The sequence below is a fragment of the Halomonas sp. AOP30-A1-24 genome, from assembly GCF_052378165.1.
Lineage (GTDB): Bacteria > Pseudomonadota > Gammaproteobacteria > Pseudomonadales > Halomonadaceae > Vreelandella > Vreelandella citrativorans.
This window is the reverse complement of the sequence record NZ_JBQSXL010000009.1, coordinates 13085-34748: the sequence shown is the minus strand read 5'-3', so window position 1 is coordinate 34748 and position 21664 is coordinate 13085. Positions and strand designations below refer to the sequence as shown.

Here is a 21664-nt window from a genome sequence, read left to right as displayed (position 1 = left end):
ATGGTCATAGCGTTATGAATACGTTTCAAAACATTAACGAGTGAAACGATTAACGCCATTAATACAGATACTTAGCAAGCTTACTTAAGCATCTTAATACTGAGACTGATTACATAATGAGCCAAGAAAGAATAAATAGCGCCAACAAAATCCGTACAATGGCGCCAAACAGTGACCCGCGCAGCAGCGCTCGTACACCACCCCACAATAGATAAAGCCCTATGATTAACACCAGAAGGCTAAAAAATGACGCGTTGATCCCCAGCGAACGACTGAGCCCATCGACAAACTCTTCAAGGGCACCGAAGAAATTGGTAAAAATAGCCAATAGGAACTCAACCACCGTACGAATTGCATCGCCGATGGTTTCCCCCACCCTGTCAAAAAAACCATTTGCCTGCATGCAATATCCCCAAACGTAACCATCGTGTTGGTTGGCATTGTCAGCTAAAACCCAGCAACGGGCAAAATAATGCGCTCGGCACATGCACATACCAACGACGTTGAGTCGCTGGCTGTGCTCTTATCTAGCCAGGCTGGCCGCGAAGATACAGAGTCAAATAGCCATTAAGCCTTCAAGAAGCCAAGCGAAACAGGCTACATTAGGACTGAATCTATTGTGTCCGCCCAATAAAGGAGTCTTCGCAATGCCCAGCGTTTTAATTACCGGTGCAACATCCGGCTTTGGTAAGGCCGCCGCCCAGCGTTTTGCAAAAGCAGGCTGGTCATTGATTTTGACAGGCCGCCGGGAAGAGCGCTTGAAAGCGCTTGAGAGCGAGCTTTCACAGCAGGTGCCGGTATTAACCCTGACACTTGATGTACGCGATAGCGACGCGGTCACCAACGCTATCAGCAATTTACCCGAGCGCTTTTTGCCGCTCACCTGCTTGATCAATAATGCAGGCCTGGCACTGGCGCCCGAGCCTGCGCAGCAGGTCGACCTCAACGACTGGCATACCATGATTGATACCAACATCACCGGGCTGGTCAACGTCACTCACGCCGCGATGCCATTGCTACTGGCGCATGGTAAAGGTGCCAGCATCTTGAATCTTGGTTCTGTAGCAGGCCAGTGGCCTTACCCTGGCGGCCATGTATACGGCGCCTCCAAAGCGTTTGTTCAACAGTTTAGCTACAACCTGCGCTGCGATTTATTAGGCACTGGCGTACGGGTTACCGACCTTGCCCCGGGCCTGGCGGAAACCGAATTCACCCTGGTGCGCACGAAAGGCAATCAGGAAGCCTCCGATGCTCTGTATCGCGGTACTACACCGCTTCAGGCCGAAGACATTGCCGAGCAGCTCTACTATCTCGCCACGCTGCCCGCGCATATTAATATTAACCGCCTGGAAATCATGCCCGTGCGCCAGGCATGGTCGCCGCTTAATGTTGACCGCGACCCTGTATAACATCGCAATCCACTAACACGCGTCTGCTTTTTATGCTGCTGCACGGGTGATACAACGCTTCTCCTTCACCAGTATTCACTCGTACAGCAGCCCTTTATTAGGCTTCTCTGCCTGTCCTTTTTTGCTGGCTAACCCGCTATTCTCACGCGCTTTTCTCCAAGCCTTCACCTTATGTCTACCCCTGCCACGCTTGACCTAAATATTTTAAACCTCTATTTGTTATATATAACAAGGCGCCTAATAAATTTCTCTACGCCGTCAAGCGTGCCCTGCCAAGGGACCGCCCATCCAGAGGTCGATGTGCATGAATGTGAACATGACGTTTCTTCAAGGGCTACTCTCCAATATCAGTACGCGTACACGTCTCTTGGGTAACGCGTCTAACACCGCACAAAGCAGTGGTGCGCACTTGCAAGCTCTCTCATCAGCCTGTGCAACGCTGATGGAGCGTGGCGGTGAAGCCTCCCAGATAATGACCGCCCAGCGTGCGCTCACTCATTATCAGCAGTTGGCGCCTGAAGAGAGACTGGCGTTCTTTTCGCTGCTGGCCAGCGACTATTCCGCTGAGCCTAGCGCCATCCATAGCGCCTACAAAGCGTACTGTGCGTCGGAGGATAACGCCGCGCTGGAACAACTGTTTAACGCTTGTGAACCGCGTCGTCAGGATTTATTGCGCCGTTTGAACCTTTGCCCAGGCGGCACCTTCGAGCTGGTCAAGATGCGTGCCGACTTGCTCAAGCAATTGCGCCATATGCCAGAGCTTGCCGCGCTCAACAGCGACTTCTCGCATCTGTTTAATTCCTGGTTTAACCGGGGGTTTCTGGTGCTGGAAAGCATCGACTGGAATACGCCCGCCGCCGTGTTGGAAAAGCTCATTCAATACGAGGCGGTGCATGCCATCAGCGACTGGCGCGACCTGCGCCGCCGCCTTGATCCAGATGATCGCCGCTGTTACGCCTTTTTCCACCCGGCCACCGGCGACGAGCCGCTTATTTTTGTGGAAGTGGCGCTTTGTAAAGGTATCCCCGACAACGTTCAGCGTATTTTGGAACATGGCGAAGAAGTGCCGCTGGAGGTAGCCGACACTGCGGTGTTCTACAGCATCAGCAACTGTCAGGCAGGACTTAAAGGGGTGTCGTTCGGCAACTTTTTGATCAAGCAAGTCGTACAGGAGCTTAGCCGCGAGCTGCCGCAGTTGAAGAACTTTGTCACGCTTTCGCCGGTACCCGGTTTCGCCGACTGGCTCGCCGAGCAGCGTGCCTCGCAGTCACTGGTACTGTCAGAGACGCTAGGCACCTTTTTACAGGACCATGAAGCAACCGAGCTGCCCGCCGCCGCGCATAAAGAGTTCATGCGCCTGGCCGCCTATTACTTAACCGAGGCCAAGCACCGTAGTGGCCAACCGCTCAATCCGGTCGCGCGTTTTCATTTAGGCAATGGCGCCAGCCTTCATCGGCTGAATTGGCTGGGTGACACCTCATCCAAAGGGCTGCAACAGGCCCACGGCCTGATGGTTAACTACCTCTATCAGTTGGAGCGTATTGAGCAAAACCACGAAGCCTATACTCGCAACCATAGCGTGGTATGTGCCAATGACATTCGCCGTTTAGCCAATCAGGCAGGCCAGTATTTCAACAGTGAAGCGAACGCCTAACAGCGAGCGCTTTGGATAATAAAAAGGACCCTTTCATGAACCACAATCTTTATCTCAAGTTCTATCCGCATTTTGAACGTCAGTCCAATAAGGTGCTGATGGATACGCTCAACGGCAAGCGCTACCGGTACAGCGATGTTCTCGCTACCAGTCGAAAAATGGCCAGCACCCTGCTTGAGCTGGGCGTTTCACCGGGCGACCGAGTGGCCGTACAGGTCGACAAAAGCCCTGAGATCGTGATGCTGTATCTTGCCTGCCTTCAGGTCGGCGCGGTGTATTTGCCACTGAATACCGCCTATACCGACAGCGAAATCGCCTACTTTCTGGAAGATGCCGAGCCACACGTTTATGTTTGCCGCCCAGAGGTGCTGCAACATGCCCGCGCTATCGCCAGCGGCGTTGCCCATGTAGAAAGCCTGGGCACCAACGCCGACGGCAGCCTGATGGAGAAGGTCGACAAGGCCTCCGAAACCGAACAGGTGTGCGAGGTGTCGGCCGACGACCTGGCGGCCATCCTGTACACCTCGGGGACCACCGGGCGCTCCAAGGGCGCCATGCTAAGCCACCAGAACCTGGCCTCCAACAGCCAGGCGTTGAGCGAGGCGTGGCACTATTCCGAGCACGATCATCTGATCCATGCCCTGCCGATTTTCCATACCCATGGGCTTTTTGTAGCGTGCAACATTACGCTAATCAACGGCGCGTCAATGACGTTCCTACCCAAGCTGGACGTGGATGAGCTGCTTGATCTGATGCCCCATGCCAGCGTGCTCATGGGCGTACCCACTTTCTATACCCGCCTGCTCGCTTCGCCGCGTTTAAACCGCGATATCGTTGCCAATATGCGCCTGTTTATTTCGGGCTCGGCGCCGCTGCTGGCGGAAACCCATGAAGCGTTTGAAGCACGTACCGGCCACGCCATTCTTGAGCGTTACGGCATGACCGAAACCAACATGAACACCTCCAACCCCTACAATGGGAAGCGTCGGCCAGGCACCGTGGGCAAGCCCTTGCCGGGCGTAGAAGTACGGATTGCCGACCGCGAAAGTGGCGCCGCACTTGCCCAAGGGGAAACCGGCATGGTTGAGCTACGCGGGCCTAACGTTTTTCAGGGCTATTGGCGCATGCCCGAAAAGACCAAGGCGGAGTTTCGTGATGACGGCTTTTTCATTACCGGCGATTTAGGCCTGATGGATGACCAGGGCTACCTGAATATCGTGGGCCGCGATAAGGACTTGGTGATCTCCGGCGGCTACAACGTCTACCCGAAAGAGATTGAGCAGTTAATTGATGACCTGCCCGGCGTAATGGAGTCGGCCGTTATTGGTGTGCCTCATAGCGACCTTGGCGAAGGGGTCGTCGCCGTGGTGGTCCCCAGTGCTTCAGACGCCATTAGCGAAGCACTGGTACTGGCCGCGCTGAAGGACCAGGTAGCACGCTACAAACAGCCCAAGCGGGTTTTCTTTGCCGATGCGCTCCCTCGCAACGTTATGGGCAAAGTGCAGAAGAATCAGTTGCGTAACACCTACGCTGACACCTTTAAAAAGGAGCACACCGCCGCTAACGCTTGATGCTGGATCCCGCGCCGCAGGGGAAGGGCTAAGCCCTGACTGCGGTTAAAGAAAGCTTCATACAACAACGATAAAACAGGAAGATTGCCATGGTGATTTACGGAGTTGCCCTGCTCGCAGGGTGTATGTTGGGTGGTCTATGGGCTGGTGATGTGCTGGGTATGCTGCTGGGCGTCAATTCCAACGTAGGCGGCGTCGGTATTGCCATGCTGATGCTGATTTTTCTGGGCGGCTACCTGATGGACAAGGGAAAAATGCCCAGCGGTACCGAAAGCGGCATCACCTTCTGGAACGGTATGTATATCCCCATTGTGGTGGCCATGGCGGCGAGTCAAGATGTTGCCGCTGCCTTCGATGGTGGGATGATCGCGCTCCTGGCAAGCCTGGTGGCCGTTGCCGCAAGCTTTGCATTGGTGCCCTTTCTCACTCGTCTCGGTCATCCGAAATCCTCATCCACGACAGCGGTTGCGTCTGCTTCAAGCGCCAGTAAGGCCAGTAAGTCTCGGGTCAAAACCTCTTCATCTTCTCCGGCGTCTGCGCGCACGCGCACGGCCCGCTAACCTGAGGCTATCGTTATGATTGAATCGTTCGTCACTCAGCTCGAAAAACAGCATCTAATCGCCGCCTTTGCGCTGGTAGGCGGTGCGATGTATATCTCTTATCTGGTCAGCGACAAGCTGACCAAGGGCCGCGTTCACGGCTCAGCCATTGCGATTATGGTGGGCCTGGCACTCGCTTACTTTGGCGGCATTCATACCGGTGGTAGCCGTGGGCTTGCCGATATCAGCCTGTTTGCAGGGCTTGGGCTAATGGGTGGCGGCATGCTGCGCGACTTGGCCATTATCGCCACAGCTTACGGGGTGCGCTTCCAAGAAATTCGCGCAGCGGGCCTTAGCGGTATCATCGCACTGTTTTTGGGCGTTATTGTGTCCTTCGTAGCGGGTGTTGCCGTGGCTTACGCATTTGGCTATCGGGACCCGGTCTCGCTCACCACCATTGGTGCCGGTACCGTCACCTACATTGTTGGCCCCATTGCCGGCGCCTCCATTGGCGCCTCTTCCGACATTATTGCGCTTTCGATTGCAGCAGGCCTTTTCAAATCGATTCTGGTGATGGTGCTGACTCCCATCGCAGCCCGCCATATCGGTCTGGACAACCCGCGCTCTGCGATGATCTTTGGTGGCTTGATGGGTACCACTAGTGGCGTAGCAGCGGGTTTAGCTGCCACCGACCCGAAACTGGTGCCTTACGGCGCGATGACGGCCACTTTCTATACCGGGCTAGGCGCACTGCTTGCCCCTTCGGTGCTGTACCTTGCTGTGCGCGCCGTTTTTTAAAGGCGTATCTAGCTGGCGATGGGCAACCGTTTGCGGCTGAAGGCCGTTAGCCCGACCAATAGCGCCGTGGTGGTAAAAATCGCCACGGCGCTCATCGCCATTCCCACTCCCGGTGAGCCCTGCTCGAATTGTCCAAATACGAATGTCGATACGGTGCTCATGCCTGCCGGCGCCACCATCAGTGATGCCACCAGCTCTCTGGAAGCGATGGCAAACACCAGCAGCATGGATACCAGAAGACTCGGCGCCAGCGCCGGCAGCAAGATACGCCGAAATGTCGTGACAAACCCGGCACCACACACTCTGGCAGCTGCTTCCAGGCTCTCCCCCATCTGCCGGAAAGCCGCACTGGCATAGCGCACAGGGTAAGGAAGCAGCAGGCACGCATACGCCAGCAGCAGCATCGCCCCGGTGTTGTACACCTGAATGGGCCAATGGCTCTGGTTCCACGCCAGAATCAAACCTACTGCGACAACGACCCCAGGCAGGGTGTTGGGCAGCAACGACAGTAAATCGAGCATCCCTTTGCCACGTACTTGAGCGCGCACCACCATATAGCCAACCAGGGCTCCCAATACACCTGTGAGCAAAGCGGCACCAACGGCCAGGCTCAAGCTCGTTCCCAATGCCTGCATGGCACCGCCACGATTGGCAAACAGCGCCTCGAAGTGGCGTAGCGACAGGTTATCCAGCGTAAGCCCGCCCGACAGCGTTCCCGTCAGCGCTGTCGCCAATACGGCCAGCAGGGGGACGGCAACCGAGATAAACGCCACGGCTGAAAAAAGCACTAAGGTCGGCCATTTCCATTTTCCAAGCTCGGCGCGCTCCCCCGTCGCTGGCTTGCCGGTCTGGCTGATAAACGAACGCCGCGTTACCAGCCAGTGCTGGACGTAGAAGGCGGCCATCGCCAGCATCACAAGCAACAGTGACAGCACGGCAGCGCCGGGGATATCGATTGGCCAGTCGGAAAAGCGCTGATGAATCCCGGTCACCAAAACGTGATAGCCCGCCTGAGCGCCCAGCGTGGCTGGCGTGCCGAACTCCTCAATCGTGAGTGCAAAAACCAGCAGTAGGCTGGCCGCAATACCGGGCGTCGAGAGTGGCAGCGTGACGCGCCAAAGCGCCTGCCACTTGCCTGCCCCACAAACGCGGGCGGCCGACGCGTAGCGCCCACCCACACTCATCATAGTGCGCGAAACGGCAAAATAGACCACGGGAAAGACGTTCAGAACCATCACGAACACAATGCCGTAGAAAGAGAATAGAAAATGGCTCGCTTCGATACCCATTAACTGCTGCGCATAGCCACGCGGCTGAAGCGTCAACATCCAGGAGAGCGCTGCGATATACGGTGGAATCATAAACGGAATCAGAAAAATCAGATCCCAAATAGCGCCGCCCGGCACACGGGTAAGCGCCCGCAGCGCGCCAAGCGGTATGGCCAGCACGGCACAGGCCAAGACCACGGCAAGGCCCAGCCGCAGCGTATTGCCCAGCAGTTTAAGCAGTGCAGGGTCGACAAGCGTTGGCACGAACAGTGTAAAAGCACCAGAGAGATCACCGCGCGACCATAGCGGAAAAATGGCCTGCAAAACGATATACAGTAGCGGCAAGCCCACCAATAAAAGCAGTATCAGCACCGTGAGCAACAGCACGATGCCTGCCCCGTCCAAACGGGGCAGGTTGAGGGCTTTGATCGACTTCATCACCCGCCCGTCAGCCCACGAAAGCGTTCCAGAATGACGTCACGCTGCTCGTTCATTGCTTCGCTATCGATATCAATCAGCGTCAGCTCATTCAGCGTCGGGCGCTGTGCTTCGATATCGTTACGTGCTGGCATCAGGTAGCTTTCAGCAACCCGCTGCTGGCCTTGATCAGAGAGCACAAAATCGATGAACTGCTCGGCCTCATGTTGCATAGCGCTGGACTCAAGAATCATCATCGGGCGCGGCGCGATAACCGTACCACTTTCGGGGAAAATGACTTCAATCGCCTCGCCGCTTTCCTGTTGGGTAAGCGCAATATAGTCGACGGCGCCAAACACAACAGACTTGGCGCCCTGCAATACGGGGTTAAGCGCGCGCGCATTAGGCCCGGGCACCACCATACCGTTGTCCATCAGTGCCTCCAGCAACGACCACGTTGCGTCTTCTCCCGTCGCCGTCAAAAGGCCGGCCACCAGCTCAAAAGCAGCTCCCGACTGAGCGGGATCAGGCATAGTTACCTGGTCGGCGTAAGCCGGGTCAGTCAGATCAGACCAGTCGCTGGGTGGCGGCGTATCACTATTTTGGTTCCAGACCAGCGACAGCGCCGAAACGCCTTGGGCGACGTAGTCATCCGCCTGCAGGAAATCAGGCACAGTGGCCGCATTAGAAGATCGATAAGCGTGCAAGAGACCATCTTCCGAAAGCGACGTAGCGCTATCCCAAGAGGCAGAAATGACGACATCTGCCAACGGATTGGCACGCTCGGCTTCCAACCGGGCCATTACCTGGCCTGTCGTACTTTGAAACACATTCACATCGATATTGGTTTGCTCGGTAAAATCGGCCGCCAGACGTTCAATCAGCGAGTTCGGCCCTGCCGAGTAGATCGTCAACGCCTGAGCATGAGCTTGACTACCCAGACTAAAAATTGCGGCGCCCGTAAGCGACACCAGCGCAGAGCGGGAAAGCAATCGAGAAAGCATGCGACATTCCTTATAGTGGGATAAATGTGTTAGCAAAGCTCCGCAGCATGCAGAGGGGAACAGGAAAGCGCCTCGCCAGTGGGTAGCCAGGCGCGTAGTGATGCGACGTCTACCGTCAGGCCAACGGATTCCGATGGCACCAGCGTGCCATGTACGCGCAGTTTTATATGGGTATGTTGATTAAGCGACAGCGTTAGTGCGGTGTGGTCGCCCTGAAACAGCCGACCTTTTACCTTGGCAATCACGTCAGCCTGAGTTGGCGACGTCAGTGTAAGTGCCCGGCGAGGTAGCAGAAGGCGTGCCGGGCCGGTGTAATCACGGTGAGCCATGACGCGTAACGTTTGGCCAGCAACATGAAAGCCATCTGCATCGAAGTGTCCATCAAGCACCGCACCGGCATCGATAAACGCGGCAATCGAGGGGGTAGCGGGCGCTTGATAAAGCGCTTCCGGGGAGGCTACCTGTTGCAAACGCCCCTCTTGCAACACTGCCACCTCATCAGCCAGGGCAAAGGCTTCGTGCTGATCGTGGGTGACAAAAACGGCCGTCAGGGCGAGCTCTTCTATCAGGGCTCTGATTTCCAGCGCCAGATTGTCGCGAAGCCCTTTATCCAGATTGGAGAGCGGCTCATCCATTAGCAAAAGCCTGGGCTTGGCCACGATGGCGCGTGCCAGAGCAACGCGTTGCTGCTGCCCGCCGGAGAGCGACCCCGGCTGGCGGTCGGCATAGTCGCCAAGGCCGACCAGCGACAGCGCCCAGGCTACCTGCTCTTCGCGCGCTTTAGGGTTAACACCTTGCATTTCCAGAGGAAACGCTACGTTTTGCGCCACGCTCATATGCGGCCAGAGCGCATAATCCTGAAAGACCATGCCGAGCTTTCGATCGTTGGGGCTCAAATGACACTGAGGCTGAGCCACAAGCTGCCCATTCAGGGAAATATGTCCGCTATCGATGCCGGTTAGCCCAGCGATACAGCGCAGTAATGTCGTTTTACCACAGCCAGAGGGGCCTAGCAGGGCCAGCACTTTGCCGCACGATAGGTGAAGGTCGATACCATCCAGCGCTTTTTTATCACCAAACGATTTCTGCAAACCTTCAATAGCAAGCGCAGGAATGGGCATAGGATTAGCACCGTCATCAAAGGAAATTATCCTAACCAAAAATGATGACAGTCGTTTGACAGCGGCAATGACCGTTAAAGCGGCACCAATGTCTCTAACGCTTCACGGCAAAGGTGCTGCGTTAACTCGGTTAGCAGGCGGCCTCCGCTGCGCCAATAGTGCCAGTAAAGAGGCACATCAATAGCACGCCCCGGCATCAATTCCACCAGCGTGCCTTTAATCAATTCATCTCGCACTTGAAGCTCTGGCACCATCCCCCAGCCAAGCCCGCTTTCCATTAGCCGTACAAAGCCCTCTGAAGAGGGGCATAGGTGATAATCAAACCCTCCCGTTACGCCAAGTTCCGCCAAAAAACGATGCTGTAGCTGATCATCGTTTCCAAACACGATTGCCGGTGCGCGGGCCAACGCCTGGGCATTGATGCCTTCTGCCAAGTAGCGGTGGACAAAGGCCGGGCTTGCCACGGCAAGATAAGGCATGGCACCTAACGCTACGCTGTTGGCACCCGCAACCGGGCGTTCGGCAGCACAGACACATCCCGCTACTTCACCAGCACGCATGCGCTTTAGTCCTACCTCCTGGTCCTCCACCACCAGCTCCAGCAACACGTTCTGGTTGGTACAGAAATCCCCCGCCGCTGATGCCCACCACGTCGCCAGGCTATCGGCGTTAATCGCCAAGCGCAGGCGTTCCGGTACGGCCTCACTTAATACCGGCACCTGCCCCTTTAAGTCGCGTTCAAGTAAGCGCACCTGCTGCACATGGTTAAGCAGTTGGCGTCCTACCTCGGTGGGCGCAGGCGGTGTGGCACGCACCAGAACGGGCTGACCAATACGCGCTTCAAGCAGCTTGATCCGCTGGGAGATAGCTGACTGCGATAACCCCAGCACCTGCGCGCCTCGCTCAAAACCACCCTGCTCTATGACGGCGGCCAGCGCCGCCAATAATTTGTAATCCAGCAATCACTTTTCCTAATGAGACATCAGCATTATTCGTTTTTCTTATACAGGTAATCTCTGCACACTGGCCAGCGATATTCATAACAGGAAAGAGAGCATGTGGCAGAGTTACAGCAATGGCCTGCTGGTCGGGATGGGGTTAATCATGGCGATTGGCGCTCAAAATGCGTTTGTGCTTTCGCAAAGTCTGCGCCGCGAACATCATATTCCGGTCGCTCTGCTGTGCATTGTTTGCGATGCCGTGCTGGTGACTGCTGGCGTGTTTGGTTTGGCGAACCTGCTGGCTCAGAATCCCCTTCTATTGGCCATTGCTCGCTGGGGTGGCACTGCGTTTCTGCTTTGGTACGCAAGTCAGGCACTACGCCGTGCCTGGCGCCCTAACGGGCTTGAGGCAGGCGGTACGCCCCCACGCTCTCTTGCTGCGGTCATACTGGCGACACTCGCGGTAACGCTGCTCAACCCGCATGTTTATATTGATACCGTATTGCTGATCGGCTCACTCGGTGCTCAGCAATCTATTCCCGGCGCCTATGCCATGGGGGCTGCCAGTGGCTCAGCACTCTGGTTTACGGCCCTGGCACTAGGCGCTGCCTGGCTGGCGCCTTGGCTGTCACGTCCCTTTACCTGGCGGCTAATCGATATCGGGGTTGCGATGATGATGTTGACGATTGCTGTCCAACTGATGATGGGTGGGCTGTAACCCATCCATAGTATGAGGGTTTTAAACTTTTAACGTAGATTAATACCACTTTCTAAAATAAAACATTTCACCACGCGCCCACTGACATTCAATTTAAAGCTTAACTTTTATAAACACTTGAGTGCCTAAATCCCTGCTAGCTTTAAATGGCTTCCGTCTTTCATTACGGACAATGCTGTATTAACCGAGAAGGAGCCGACTGATGGTTATTAAAAATGCCAAGGAACTTTTCATTCATCTGCTTTCCGATACGAACAGTGCTGAAAAGCAGATAACCAAGGCGCTGCCCAAGATGGCCCGCGCAGCTGACGACCCTCAATTAGCCGACGCTTTCAAACACCATCTTGAAGAAACCCAAGGCCAGTTGGAGCGGCTTGAGAAGGTCGCGGATAGCCTGTCGGATATCCGTATCAAGCGAATCAAGTGCCACGCGATGGAAGGCTTGATTGAAGAAGGCCAGGAACTCATTGAAGCCACCGAGAAAGGCCCTGTACGAGATGCAGGCTTAATTGGCGCGGCGCAAAAAGTAGAGCATTACGAGATTGCGACATACGGCACTCTTTGCGCCCTTGCCGAGCAGTTAGGCTATACAGACGCTAAAAACATCTTGGCCGAAACGCTGAAAGAAGAGAAATCGACAGATGACAAGCTAAGCAAACTGGCAGAAGCCAACGTTAACAAAAAAGCGGGTTAACGACTGCTTGGCAAACGGGTCTCAATAGCTGGCTCACCCCCATTATTACGACTATCAGATACTGTTCGTAGCAGGGGGAGCCAGCTATTAACGGAACTGCCCTGATGCTATTGATCGTCTATTGCGGACGTATTACGTCGTAACGGCTCGCTCACATCCTCTCCCCACGATTCCCATTCTGATCTCTGCCTGCCCTGGTTTGGCCTTAGCCAACCGATATCCGATGCTTGAGTTAACGCAAACAGGCTGATATCTTATCGATAATAACTATCATTAGCATAGGGAATTTAATCTCATGTGCAGCATGAAAAAAAGCACCTCGCGGGAGAAAACACCGCCACCACGTGAAGTGGAAAGTCGAGAGCTACTGGGGTCAGAAGGCCAGTTGGTGATTCATCACGAAAACCGGCGCTATCTGCTACGTTTTACCAAAAGCGGAAAGCTTATTTTAACGGCTTAACAACTGACCGTTACGCCCCCTTAGCATTTGCTATTAGTACGTCCCAAGCTTAATGCCAGCCAGGTAGCCGACGCACCCAGCCAGCACCTATTACCTTCTTATTGTTGGAATGGTCTGGCCCATGAAACGCGCTTACTCGCTTTGCCCGCTTTATCTTACGTTTTGCCCTCTATTGGTAGCACCTGCCTTGGCGCAACCAGAGATTGAGCCTCACTCCTTTGATCCTGTCACTGTCACCGGTACACGAGTGCCCACGGATCTTTCCCGTGCCCCACTCATCATCGATATTATTGAGCGTGATGATGCAGTGTTGGCCACCGCGAGCCGAGTGGAAGACGTACTAAGCCGTCAGCCTGGCCTACACGTTGCAGGACAAGGGCGCCGCAACGGCCAAACGCTGAGCCTGCGTGGCTTTGGCCGCGAGGGCGTACTGGTCCGCCTGGATGGTGTTCGGCAAGATATTTCCACGGGTCATATCGGTAACTTTTTCCTTGATCCCGCCTTGATTCAACATGTCCAGATTGCCCGCGGAGCGCTCTCTAGCCTTTACGGTAGTAACGCGATGGGCGGTGTGGTTAGTTTTAACAGCGTAGATGCCGAGGACCTACTTGCGCCCGACGAGGAAAGCGGTGTACGGCTTTCTGTCGGTGGCGCAAGCGCCAGTGACGAGTTACGTGGCAGCCTTACCGCTTTTGGTCGTCGTGATACGTCAAATGGCCGCGTCGATGGTCTTCTCTCAATAGGCCGTAGCAAGTCCGGTGATATTCGTCGCGCCGGTGGCGAGATGGCCGATGAAGATGCCTCGCTCAACAGCCTGTTACTAAAAGGTGGCTGGCAGCCGGATGACGACCAGCGGGTGTTTGTTAGCTGGCAACATTACGACGAGCACACCACCCAACCCGCTAATCCGCAACAGCGTTCTACAGATGCCAGCAACCCGCTGCGCGACCGCGACGTTCAGAGCAACAATGTGCAGCTCGGCCACCGTTGGCAGCCAGGTGCGGCTACCGAGATCACCTCACGACTCACCTTTAGCCAGCAAGATATTGATGAGCCAAGGGCCAGCCGCACTCTGGAGCGTGCGGGGCTGCAAAGCGACGGCTATCACCGAATGGAGCATGGCTGGCTTTCTCAAACGCTGGTATTTGGTGCTGAACTGGAGCAGGCCCGCCAACGTCCTGAAGGCGATGCGAATGGTTTCCCACGTGCCGACATTGATACGCAAGCAGCCTACCTGGATACAACGCTCACCGCTGGCCGTTACCTGACGGAGGGCGGCGCGGGAGCGTTCGACATTGGATTAGGCGCCCGCTATGACCGTTACGATGCCACCGGCCAAGGCGAGGCCAACAGCGTACATGACCAGATTTCCCCACGTTTTCGCGTTGCCTGGCGGCCCGACGACGCATTGATGCTATTTACCGGATACGCCGAGGCTTTCCGCGCTCCGAGTCTTTCTGAGCTATATGCTAATGAACGCCACTTTGCGGGGTTCTGTGCCGGGCCGTTCTTCTGTACGCCCGACAACTACTGGATACCCAACCCGGACCTTGTCCCTGAAACCAGTCATACCTGGGAGAGCGGCGTGGTTTGGCATCAGGGAGATTGGCAAGTGCGTGCCAGCTACTTTGATACCCGTGCCAATGACTTTATCGATACTCAGGTCGATATTATGGCAGGCACCACTCAAGCCGTGAACGTTCAGCGCGCCCAGCTGTGGGGCTATGATGCCCGCGTTTTCTGGCAGCCCAGCGCTTTTTCTTTCCTTACCAGTTTTGCAGGCCTTTCCGAAGTCTCCGGCAAAGACCGCGACACCGGCGCGCCGCTAGGCAATCAAACACCGCTGGAAGCGACCTTAGGCAGTGATATTGCACTGTACAACGGTAATGTGCGCCTGGGCTGGCAAGGTCGGTTTGCCCGTGATTTCGACAAACAGGGCGATGACGAGCGCTTGCCAGGCTACGGGCTACACGATGTACACCTGGCCTGGCGCCTTACCCCCGCCATTGATACCTCGCTACGCCTGGCCAACCTGGGCGATAAAGTGTGGTACCGCCCCGATGGCAGCTTAGGCGATGGGCGCAGCCTGTTCGCCACCCTCAACTGGCAGTGGTAATGCCACACCATGCACCCGATGGAGGTGAGCTCATGACGCAATCCCAACAAATCGCTATTCTGGAAGCCTTTGATGCTGCGCGTGAAGCACAGCCGCGCCTGCCCGCTATTGATATTGCCGAGCGCTTGGCCATTAGCGAAGGCGAGTTACAGGCGGCTCGCCTGGGGCGTGATGTATGGACACTGCCCCTGCCACCCAGTGAGATCGCAAGCTATCTGCCCACGCTTGGCCGCGTAAAATCACTGACCCGCTCGCGCTTGGCCGTCCTTGAACAAACCGGGGGCTATCCTGAATTGCGCGGCGGAGCCCAAACGGGACTACTGCTCGACCCCGGCGGTTTGGATCTTCGCTTGCTGTATTCCCACTGGCACTGGGTGTGCCTGATTCGCGATGCCATGCCTTCACAAGATGGCTCGGAGGAGTGGCGCTGGAGCCTGCAAATATTTAACCAGCATGGCTGCGCCGTGCACAAATGCTTTGCGCTGGAAACACCGCTTCCCAGCGCCTGGGACGCGTTAGCAGCACTCGGCACCCAGGACACTCCAGCGTTCACCCAGAGTGCACCACGCCTTAAACGCCCGCTTCCCAACGCCCCCGACCTTGCGAGCGAATGGGGAGCGATGCAGGACGTACATCAATTCTTCGCTCTGCTGCAGCGCCATCGCCTGGAGCGTATTGAGGCCAACCAACTGATGGAGGGCCACTATACCCGGGCGCTACCGGCTAACATACTGGAAAACCTGCTCCATCAGGCAAGCCAACACGCCTTGCCGCTCATGCTGTTTGTCGCCAGCCCCGGCTGCGTGCAAATCCGCACGGGGACGCTGCCCATGCCCCAGCGCGCACGGGGTTGGCTGAACCTGTTTGGCGATAGCTTTACCCTGCACCTGGACGACACCGCTATTGATCAGGTATGGCAAGTGTCTAAACCCAATCGTGATGGAGGCGTCACCAGCATTGAAGCGTTTGACGCACAAGGCGCATTAGTCCTGCAAATATATGCCGAGCGCCGCGAGGGCAATCCCGAATCCAGCGCCTGGCGGCAGCTATTGAATGAGCTTAATCAGCGTGAGGCCGTGGCATGAAGCAGCCTGTTCGACTGCTCTCCGGCGTTTTGCTTGCGCTGCTGTTCAGCCTGGAAACGAGCGCCAGCGAACGCTGGGTTGTGCTGGGCGGCGATATTGCTGAAACGCTTTCGGCCTTGAAGGCTGACATTAACCTGGTCGCCCGTGACGATACGGTTCTCTATCCTGAGACCCTGACAGCGCTGCCCTCTGTGGGTTATTTACGCCAGCTCTCGGCCGAAAGCGTACTGTCGGTTCAGCCTGACCGTATCCTTGCCAATCAGCATGCCGGCCCTAAAGAAGTGCTTGAACAGCTGGACGCTGTCGGCGTTACGCTGGATGTAGTTAGCGCACCCGCGACGCTAGCGGCCATTGCTGAAAAGGTTCGCGCGGTGGGTAGCTACACTGACCGGCATGAACAAGCCAACGCTTTAGCGCAAACCTTGACTGACAAGCTTGAATACCTGGCCGACTTGCCCCCCTTACCTTCAACCCGGGCGATGTTTATTCTCCAGCATAGCGGCTTAACGCCGCGCGCCGCTGGTCGCCAAACTGCGGCGCATACGGCACTTAAAGCCGTCGGGCTGGAAAACGCCTTTGCAGCGATGGAGGGCTACCACAGTGTTGGCGCCGAGGCGTTGGTGCGCGAGGTGCCTGAGCTGATCATTATGTCAGCGCACGGTTTAGACGCCATGGGCGGCCCAACGGCCTTATGGCAATTACCCGGTATGGCACTTACTCCGGCAGGCCAAGCGCAGCGGTTAATCGTTATCGATGATCAGGCACTGCTGGGCTTTGGGCCACGTGCGCCCGACCAACTGTTAGCCTTACGCCAGGATGCTGAAGCGCTGCTCAACGCCTCGCCCACAGCACTGGCTGCGCCGTAATGGTCAGCTTAACGGCTTATCGTCAGCGTACGATGCGACCGATGGGGCGCGCTCCACGAGTCCTTATCGGCTTAACGCTTGCGCTGTTACTTGCCTTGGCGTGGGGCGCGGCGTCGGGCGCATTAGGGCTCTCCCCATGGGCACTGCTAAACGGCAATGCCGATACGCTCAGCACACAGGTTTGGTGGCAGCTGCGCTTACCGCGCTTGCTGCTGGGGGTTGTCGTAGGCGCCATGCTTGCGGGCAGCGGCGCTGCCATGCAGGGGCTATTTCGTAATCCCTTGGCCGACCCAACGCTGCTCGGCCTTGCCAGCGGTGCCGGGCTATTTGTGGCGCTATGGATCGTTATTTTTCAGGATAGCGCCGTCAACAGCCTTTACGGCCAGTTTGCTGCTGGCTTTTTGGGCGCGCTGAGCGTATGTGTCATCGTGTTTGGCTTGGCCAAACGCCAGGGTGGGAGTGCCGCCGTTATGACCCTGCTGCTAGCGGGCCTGGCGATTAACACTCTGGCCGGCGCTGCGGGTGGTGTCCTTGCGTTTATCGCCAGCGATGAACAGCTGCGCCAACTGAGCCTGTGGGGTATGGGCACGCTAACCCATGCCTTATGGCGAACCACCGCTATCGCCCTGGTACTGATTAGCCTGGCACTGTGGATGCTAATGCGCAGCGCCAGCGAGCTTGACCTGCTTCAACTAGGCGAAACCACGGCCCATGCGGCGGGGCTGGACGCCAACCGCCTAAAACGCCGTATTGTCGTGGCCACCTCACTTGGCGTCGGGCTGTGCGTAGCCCTCACCGGTGTCATTGGCTTTCTTGGCCTGCTGGTTCCCCACTGCCTACGGCTTTGGCTAGGGCCCGGACACAGGTTACTCCTGCCTGCCTCAATGCTGGGCGGTGCTTTGTTATTAGTGGTCGCCGATACCCTGGCTCGTACGCTAGCCGCTCCTGCCGAGATCCCGGTCGGGCTGCTAACGAGCCTTTTGGGCGGGCCCTACTTTCTGTATCTGCTTATGCGCCGGAGCCCGTCATGCTGACCCTGCATCAAGCGGGGCTAACCTCAATTCCCGCACTAGCGCCCATGAATGGTGAGATCCATCCAGGCGAACTGCTCGCGATTGTAGGGCCTAATGGCGCAGGCAAAAGCACGCTGCTCAGCATGCTGTCAGGCTATCGCCGCTGCGAACAGGGCACCGTACAGTTGGATGGCCACTTGCTACATGAATGGGAGATCACCGCGCTCGCCAACCGTCGTGCGCTTGTCGCTCAGCAGGAGCCTGTCGGCTTCGATTGGCGAGTGGAAGAACTGGTGTGTCTGGGGAGCAACCCCGATAAAGCACTCATCGCCGAACTACTCGATGATCTGGACCTCGTCCCGCTCGCCAAGCGCAGCGTACTCTCGCTCTCGGGCGGCGAGCGCCAGCGAGTGATGATCGCCCGCGGCGCCTGCCAACTGCTCTCGCGGCGCTCGGACGCTGCCAGGGATGGCGGCCTGCTTCTGCTGGATGAACCCACCAGCGCCTTGGATATCGGCCAGCAGCAGCGACTAATGCGTCAACTACGCACCTGGGCCACACGGCATCATATGGCCATCGTATGCGTCCTACATGACCTGAACCTGGCCGGCACTTACGCCGACTACGTTTGGTTACTGCAAAAGGGGCAGCGTATAGCGCATGGTAAACCCCGACACGTTTTAAAGACTACGACCATCGCCAAGGTGTATGGAGCGGAACTTTACTGCATCCAAAGCGACATGGCGTTGGCTCCTCTTATTACCCTTGCGCCGTGATTTTTTTATTAATGAGATGAGCAAGCCTCGCATGACCAAAACTTCTTCTGCTCTGCTTCGCATGTTTCTTAACGAGCGGCATCGTCTTATAAAACGTATCAAGTAGGTTGTTGGTAGCACTAGTGTTGCAGAGGATCTGGCACAAGACACCTTTGTTAAGCTGTGGCAACGCCCCTCTAAAGAAACAGATACTGCTGGCTTGCTACACCGCACGGCGCACAACCTAGCGCTGGACTATTTACGATCCCAAGGGGTGCGTAAGCGTCATCAAACTCAAGAATTTAATGCCACTATTGATGAGCCCCCTCAGGAGCCAAGTCCAGAACAAATTGCTCATAAGACTCAACAGTGGCAGAAACTAATCGATCAATTAAATACCCTTCCCCCCAGAACTAAACGCGTATTCCTACTCAATCGAATTAGCGGTGAGACCTATCAGGCTATTGCCGAGCGCTTGGGCATTTCTGTTAGCACGGTTGAAAAAGACATGATGCACGCGATGCGCCAGTGTCGTAAATGGAAAAAACAATCAATCAATGAGGAAAACATTCAGTCCACTCGTTGTATTAATAACAACAGGCCACGTTCCCAGGAAGGGTTAGACCGTGACTAAACCAAACGAACCTTTGAGCCAGCCAGCGCCATCGCCTGCAATAGATGACGCCACCATGGATGATGCCATCGCTTGGTATCTTAAACTCAAGGATGCAAGCGTCACCCAACATGATCAACAGGCGTTCAACGCGTGGCTACAACAAAGCCCGCTTCACCACTTTGCGTATCAAGAAGCGAAACAGCTTTGGCAGGATATTGAAGCCCCCATTCGCCTGTTTCACCTTCAACAGTCTGCCACGCCATCCAAACGGCGGAATGAACGACCGTGGGGATGGGCAGTCGCTGCCCTATGCATGCTCGGCTTGCTGTTGAGCCTTGAACTATGGCGTGAACCAGCCAACTGGGATCGACTGACAGCCGATGCCGTCACGACACCAGGGCAAATGAAACAACTTCTACTGGCAGACGGCTCGTCTCTTTTACTGGATGGGAATAGCGCGCTGGACATTGAGTTTGACGAAACCTACAGAGGACTAACGCTAAGACGCGGGCGATTATGGGTTGATGTTACGCAAGATGCCCAGCGCCCCTTCACCATTACCGCTGGCGAAGCATCGATAAAGGTTATCGGTACTCACTTTGCTGTGATGCATAGCACTGACAGTGTCACCGTGACGGTGGCAGAGGGGCAAGTAGCCATTACAGACAGTCAAGGACACCAAGCCCTGTTGGGTGGCGGTAAGCAAGTGGCACTTATCAATGGCGAACTTGGCCCTGTCTCACCGGTAGCTCTGCCTGTAGCACTTGGCTGGAAGGAAGGAAGAGTTGTATTCGATGACGCAGGAATGAGTGAGATCGTTGCTCAATTGGAACGCATGCTACCAGGCCGCCTACTACTCGATACTCACGCTTTTTCTGACGTACGTCTTTCCGGAAGCTTCCCTGTCGACCAGCCGGAGGCTCTGCTTTCAGCCTTGACTCATGTATCTGACATTGAGGTTCATCGCTTACCCGGCGATTTACTGTGGCTACGCACGGGGTGAAGTACTCATAGGTAATACACGCACACACGGGGATTGCGCCTCCATTTACGTCCCTGATTTCATTCATCTCACTAAAGAGAACGACTCATGGAAACACTTCTTTCCCCTTCAAGAGAGACGAATACTCTCCCCTTGAGCAAGCGTCTAAAGTTGGATACCCATACTGCTCATGAACATGTTGATAAAGCCATTATGGAACTCGCCCCTTTTGCCAGCCTGGAAGGCTACAAGAGATTTCTAACGGTTCAATATCAGTTCCAACGTCACACTGAAGTGCTTTATCTTCAGCCTGAGCTGAACGACTGGCTGGAAGGGCTGGCCGAGCGCAGTCGTTACCAAGCAGTGATCAGAGATTGCCAGGATCTTGCCCTCAACCTCGATGACTTGACTGACGATGCTCTCTCAGTACCCGCTATCGAATCTCAAGCGGCTGCGGTTGGCTGGCTTTATGTCAATGAAGGCTCGAACCTGGGTGCGGCTTTTCTGCTCAAATACGCCAGCCAACTTAACCTCTCCATCAATTTTGGTGCCCGTCACCTCGCCCCCAGCGATGCAGGACGTGGGTTGCACTGGCGCCGCTTCACTGCACAGCTAGACGCCATCCCGCTCTCTGAAGAACAGGCAAACGAAGCCTTAAACGGCGCCAGAGCGGCCTTTACTTTCGTTAAATCGCTGGCCTCTAACGTACTAACTAATAACCAAAAATAACGCCAAAAGAAGCGTTACTAAAACGATATAACGGGGAATTTTAGTGAACCAGACTCTACAGGGACACTCGTCCAGATTGCTTGTATACGCCTTTCCTGCCGCCTCTCTGTTGCTCAACTGGTGGGCAGCCAGCTTATTCATGATTTCACTGATAAGCGGGTGTTTAGGCTCACTCTATGGGCTAATGACAGAAACACCTAGCGTATGGATTTCGCTAATGATCGCCTTGGCAAGCGGCGTTTTTCTGCATAGCGTGCTGATCGCAGTTGCATTGACGATTGCCGTGACCGCCGAACAAACCTGCTGATGCAGTTCGCTCAACTACAAACGGCGGCTGCAGAAACTGAGCGCAACACCTTAGCGAAATGCTCAGGTGTTGCACTCAGTTTTTGCAGCCAAGCGGTAATGTACGCCGAGATAAGGCACATAATTGCGGAAATTAAACACCTTGGACTCATGAATAGTCACCAACCCGTGCACTTCTTTTCGTGTTATACCCTCTTCATTGGGAGTTATAAAACCACCATCGTTAAAAACGATACAATTACTTCCGCCATGAATGACAAAAATATCGTCGCCCATGCCACCCATTCGCATACCGTCTATGGTGAAGCCTCCACCAAGATAAACGCCTGAACCATGCCCGCTCCCTCATACCGGGAGGGAGGCATACGGTGATATCATCCCACTCGATTTCCTGAGCCATACCATCCCCCCCTTGAATGTACCTAATCTGCCTTTGATTTGATCACTATAAAATATAAACAATCTCAAATATAAGCAAATATCAATTGCAATTGATTATGATTAACCCCGAAGTTGAACGAGGGGTATATAACGCATGCTCGTATGCCCAGAGGGAAACCTGCATGCATGGCATGCCACGCATCGCGTCCCATACCACGGCC

General features: G+C 55.5%; 22 protein-coding genes and 1 pseudogene. 17 read left to right on the top strand and 6 right to left on the bottom strand.

Annotated features, from left to right (window positions below):
• Nucleotides 1-109: 109 nt before the first annotated feature.
• Nucleotides 110-403 carry a hypothetical protein gene (locus ACT3TJ_RS06905; RefSeq protein ID WP_172117871.1) on the bottom strand — a complete coding sequence of 98 codons (294 nt, stop codon included), beginning with the start codon at nucleotides 401-403 and terminating at the stop codon, nucleotides 110-112.
• 244 nt (nucleotides 404-647) lie between these two features.
• Here ACT3TJ_RS06905 and ACT3TJ_RS06900 point away from each other — a divergent pair, with 244 nt between their 5' ends.
• The 5 genes from ACT3TJ_RS06900 to madM all read left to right on the top strand — a co-directional run bounded on the left by ACT3TJ_RS06900 (nucleotide 648) and on the right by madM (nucleotide 5971).
• Nucleotides 648-1409 carry an SDR family NAD(P)-dependent oxidoreductase gene (locus ACT3TJ_RS06900; RefSeq protein WP_172117870.1) on the top strand — a complete coding sequence of 254 codons (762 nt, stop codon included), beginning with the start codon at nucleotides 648-650 and terminating at the stop codon, nucleotides 1407-1409.
• A 316-nt stretch (nucleotides 1410-1725) separates the two neighbouring features.
• Nucleotides 1726-3063, top strand: coding sequence for a malonyl-CoA decarboxylase (locus ACT3TJ_RS06895; protein WP_172117869.1), 1338 nt, complete (start codon nucleotides 1726-1728; stop codon nucleotides 3061-3063).
• 35 nt (nucleotides 3064-3098) lie between these two features.
• Nucleotides 3099-4634 carry a malonate--CoA ligase gene (locus ACT3TJ_RS06890; RefSeq protein WP_193054692.1) on the top strand — a complete coding sequence of 512 codons (1536 nt, stop codon included), beginning with the start codon at nucleotides 3099-3101 and terminating at the stop codon, nucleotides 4632-4634.
• Nucleotides 4635-4723: 89 nt separating this feature from the next.
• Nucleotides 4724-5194 carry a malonate transporter subunit MadL gene (gene madL, locus ACT3TJ_RS06885; RefSeq protein ID WP_193054693.1) on the top strand — a complete coding sequence of 157 codons (471 nt, stop codon included), beginning with the start codon at nucleotides 4724-4726 and terminating at the stop codon, nucleotides 5192-5194.
• A gap of 15 nt (nucleotides 5195-5209) precedes the next feature.
• Nucleotides 5210-5971 (top strand): malonate transporter subunit MadM, encoded by a 762-nt coding sequence (gene madM, locus ACT3TJ_RS06880; protein ID WP_193054694.1) that lies wholly within the window; start codon nucleotides 5210-5212, stop codon nucleotides 5969-5971.
• 8 nt (nucleotides 5972-5979) lie between these two features.
• Here madM and ACT3TJ_RS06875 read toward each other — a convergent pair whose 3' ends face one another.
• The 4 genes from ACT3TJ_RS06875 to ACT3TJ_RS06860 all read right to left on the bottom strand — a co-directional run bounded on the left by ACT3TJ_RS06875 (nucleotide 5980) and on the right by ACT3TJ_RS06860 (nucleotide 10743).
• Nucleotides 5980-7677: an ABC transporter permease gene (locus ACT3TJ_RS06875; protein ID WP_087110902.1), complete on the bottom strand. Its 1698-nt coding sequence runs from the start codon at nucleotides 7675-7677 to the stop codon at nucleotides 5980-5982.
• On the bottom strand, nucleotides 7677-8660 hold the full coding sequence (locus ACT3TJ_RS06870) for an ABC transporter substrate-binding protein (RefSeq protein ID WP_176372234.1): 984 nt from the start codon (nucleotides 8658-8660) through the stop codon (nucleotides 7677-7679). Before ACT3TJ_RS06870 ends, ACT3TJ_RS06875 begins: the two co-directional genes overlap by 1 nt.
• Nucleotides 8661-8689: 29 nt before the next feature.
• The gene (locus tag ACT3TJ_RS06865; protein WP_193056669.1) at nucleotides 8690-9781 is read right to left on the bottom strand and encodes an ABC transporter ATP-binding protein; all 1092 of its coding nucleotides are present in this window, start codon (nucleotides 9779-9781) and stop codon (nucleotides 8690-8692) included.
• Nucleotides 9782-9855: 74 nt separating this feature from the next.
• Entirely contained in the window at nucleotides 9856-10743 is an 888-nt protein-coding gene (locus tag ACT3TJ_RS06860) for a LysR family transcriptional regulator ArgP (protein ID WP_193056668.1), read from the bottom strand.
• A gap of 94 nt (nucleotides 10744-10837) precedes the next feature.
• On the opposite strand from ACT3TJ_RS06860, the gene ACT3TJ_RS06855 reads away from it, so the two are divergent.
• The 12 genes and pseudogenes from ACT3TJ_RS06855 to ACT3TJ_RS06800 all read left to right on the top strand — a co-directional run bounded on the left by ACT3TJ_RS06855 (nucleotide 10838) and on the right by ACT3TJ_RS06800 (nucleotide 21063).
• Entirely contained in the window at nucleotides 10838-11440 is a 603-nt protein-coding gene (locus ACT3TJ_RS06855) for a LysE/ArgO family amino acid transporter (protein ID WP_193056667.1), read from the top strand.
• 202 nt (nucleotides 11441-11642) lie between these two features.
• A complete protein-coding gene (locus ACT3TJ_RS06850; protein ID WP_193056666.1) occupies nucleotides 11643-12134 on the top strand; it encodes a YciE/YciF ferroxidase family protein in 492 nt (163 codons plus the stop codon).
• A gap of 304 nt (nucleotides 12135-12438) precedes the next feature.
• The gene (hemP, locus tag ACT3TJ_RS06845; RefSeq protein WP_226912078.1) at nucleotides 12439-12594 is read left to right on the top strand and encodes a hemin uptake protein HemP; all 156 of its coding nucleotides are present in this window, start codon (nucleotides 12439-12441) and stop codon (nucleotides 12592-12594) included.
• Between the two features lie 121 nt (nucleotides 12595-12715).
• Nucleotides 12716-14710, top strand: a complete 1995-nt coding sequence (locus tag ACT3TJ_RS06840) for a TonB-dependent receptor domain-containing protein (RefSeq protein ID WP_193056664.1) — start codon at nucleotides 12716-12718, stop codon at nucleotides 14708-14710.
• Nucleotides 14711-14742: 32 nt separating this feature from the next.
• On the top strand, nucleotides 14743-15795 hold the full coding sequence (locus ACT3TJ_RS06835) for a ChuX/HutX family heme-like substrate-binding protein (RefSeq protein ID WP_193056663.1): 1053 nt from the start codon (nucleotides 14743-14745) through the stop codon (nucleotides 15793-15795).
• Entirely contained in the window at nucleotides 15792-16661 is an 870-nt protein-coding gene (locus ACT3TJ_RS06830; protein WP_193056662.1) for a heme/hemin ABC transporter substrate-binding protein, read from the top strand. Before ACT3TJ_RS06835 ends, ACT3TJ_RS06830 begins: the two co-directional genes overlap by 4 nt.
• Nucleotides 16661-17695: a FecCD family ABC transporter permease gene (locus ACT3TJ_RS06825; protein WP_442353342.1), complete on the top strand. Its 1035-nt coding sequence runs from the start codon at nucleotides 16661-16663 to the stop codon at nucleotides 17693-17695. The genes ACT3TJ_RS06830 and ACT3TJ_RS06825 overlap by 1 nt, the downstream gene beginning before the upstream one ends.
• A complete protein-coding gene (locus tag ACT3TJ_RS06820; protein ID WP_193056660.1) occupies nucleotides 17689-18450 on the top strand; it encodes an ATP-binding cassette domain-containing protein in 762 nt (253 codons plus the stop codon). Before ACT3TJ_RS06825 ends, ACT3TJ_RS06820 begins: the two co-directional genes overlap by 7 nt.
• 121 nt (nucleotides 18451-18571) lie before the next feature.
• Nucleotides 18572-19063: pseudogene (locus ACT3TJ_RS06815) on the top strand (RNA polymerase sigma factor); the annotation flags it as partial.
• Nucleotides 19056-20048 (top strand): FecR family protein, encoded by a 993-nt coding sequence (locus tag ACT3TJ_RS06810; RefSeq protein WP_193054573.1) that lies wholly within the window; start codon nucleotides 19056-19058, stop codon nucleotides 20046-20048. The pseudogene ACT3TJ_RS06815 and the gene ACT3TJ_RS06810, both read left to right, overlap by 8 nt.
• A gap of 87 nt (nucleotides 20049-20135) precedes the next feature.
• Nucleotides 20136-20756 (top strand): biliverdin-producing heme oxygenase, encoded by a 621-nt coding sequence (locus ACT3TJ_RS06805; RefSeq protein ID WP_192535742.1) that lies wholly within the window; start codon nucleotides 20136-20138, stop codon nucleotides 20754-20756.
• Nucleotides 20757-20799: 43 nt separating this feature from the next.
• Nucleotides 20800-21063, top strand: coding sequence for a hypothetical protein (locus ACT3TJ_RS06800; protein ID WP_192535743.1), 264 nt, complete (start codon nucleotides 20800-20802; stop codon nucleotides 21061-21063).
• A gap of 62 nt (nucleotides 21064-21125) precedes the next feature.
• Here the strand turns inward: ACT3TJ_RS06800 and ACT3TJ_RS06795 are convergent, their stop codons facing one another.
• A complete protein-coding gene (locus tag ACT3TJ_RS06795; RefSeq protein ID WP_192535744.1) occupies nucleotides 21126-21338 on the bottom strand; it encodes a hypothetical protein in 213 nt (70 codons plus the stop codon).
• Nucleotides 21339-21664 lie beyond the last annotated feature (326 nt).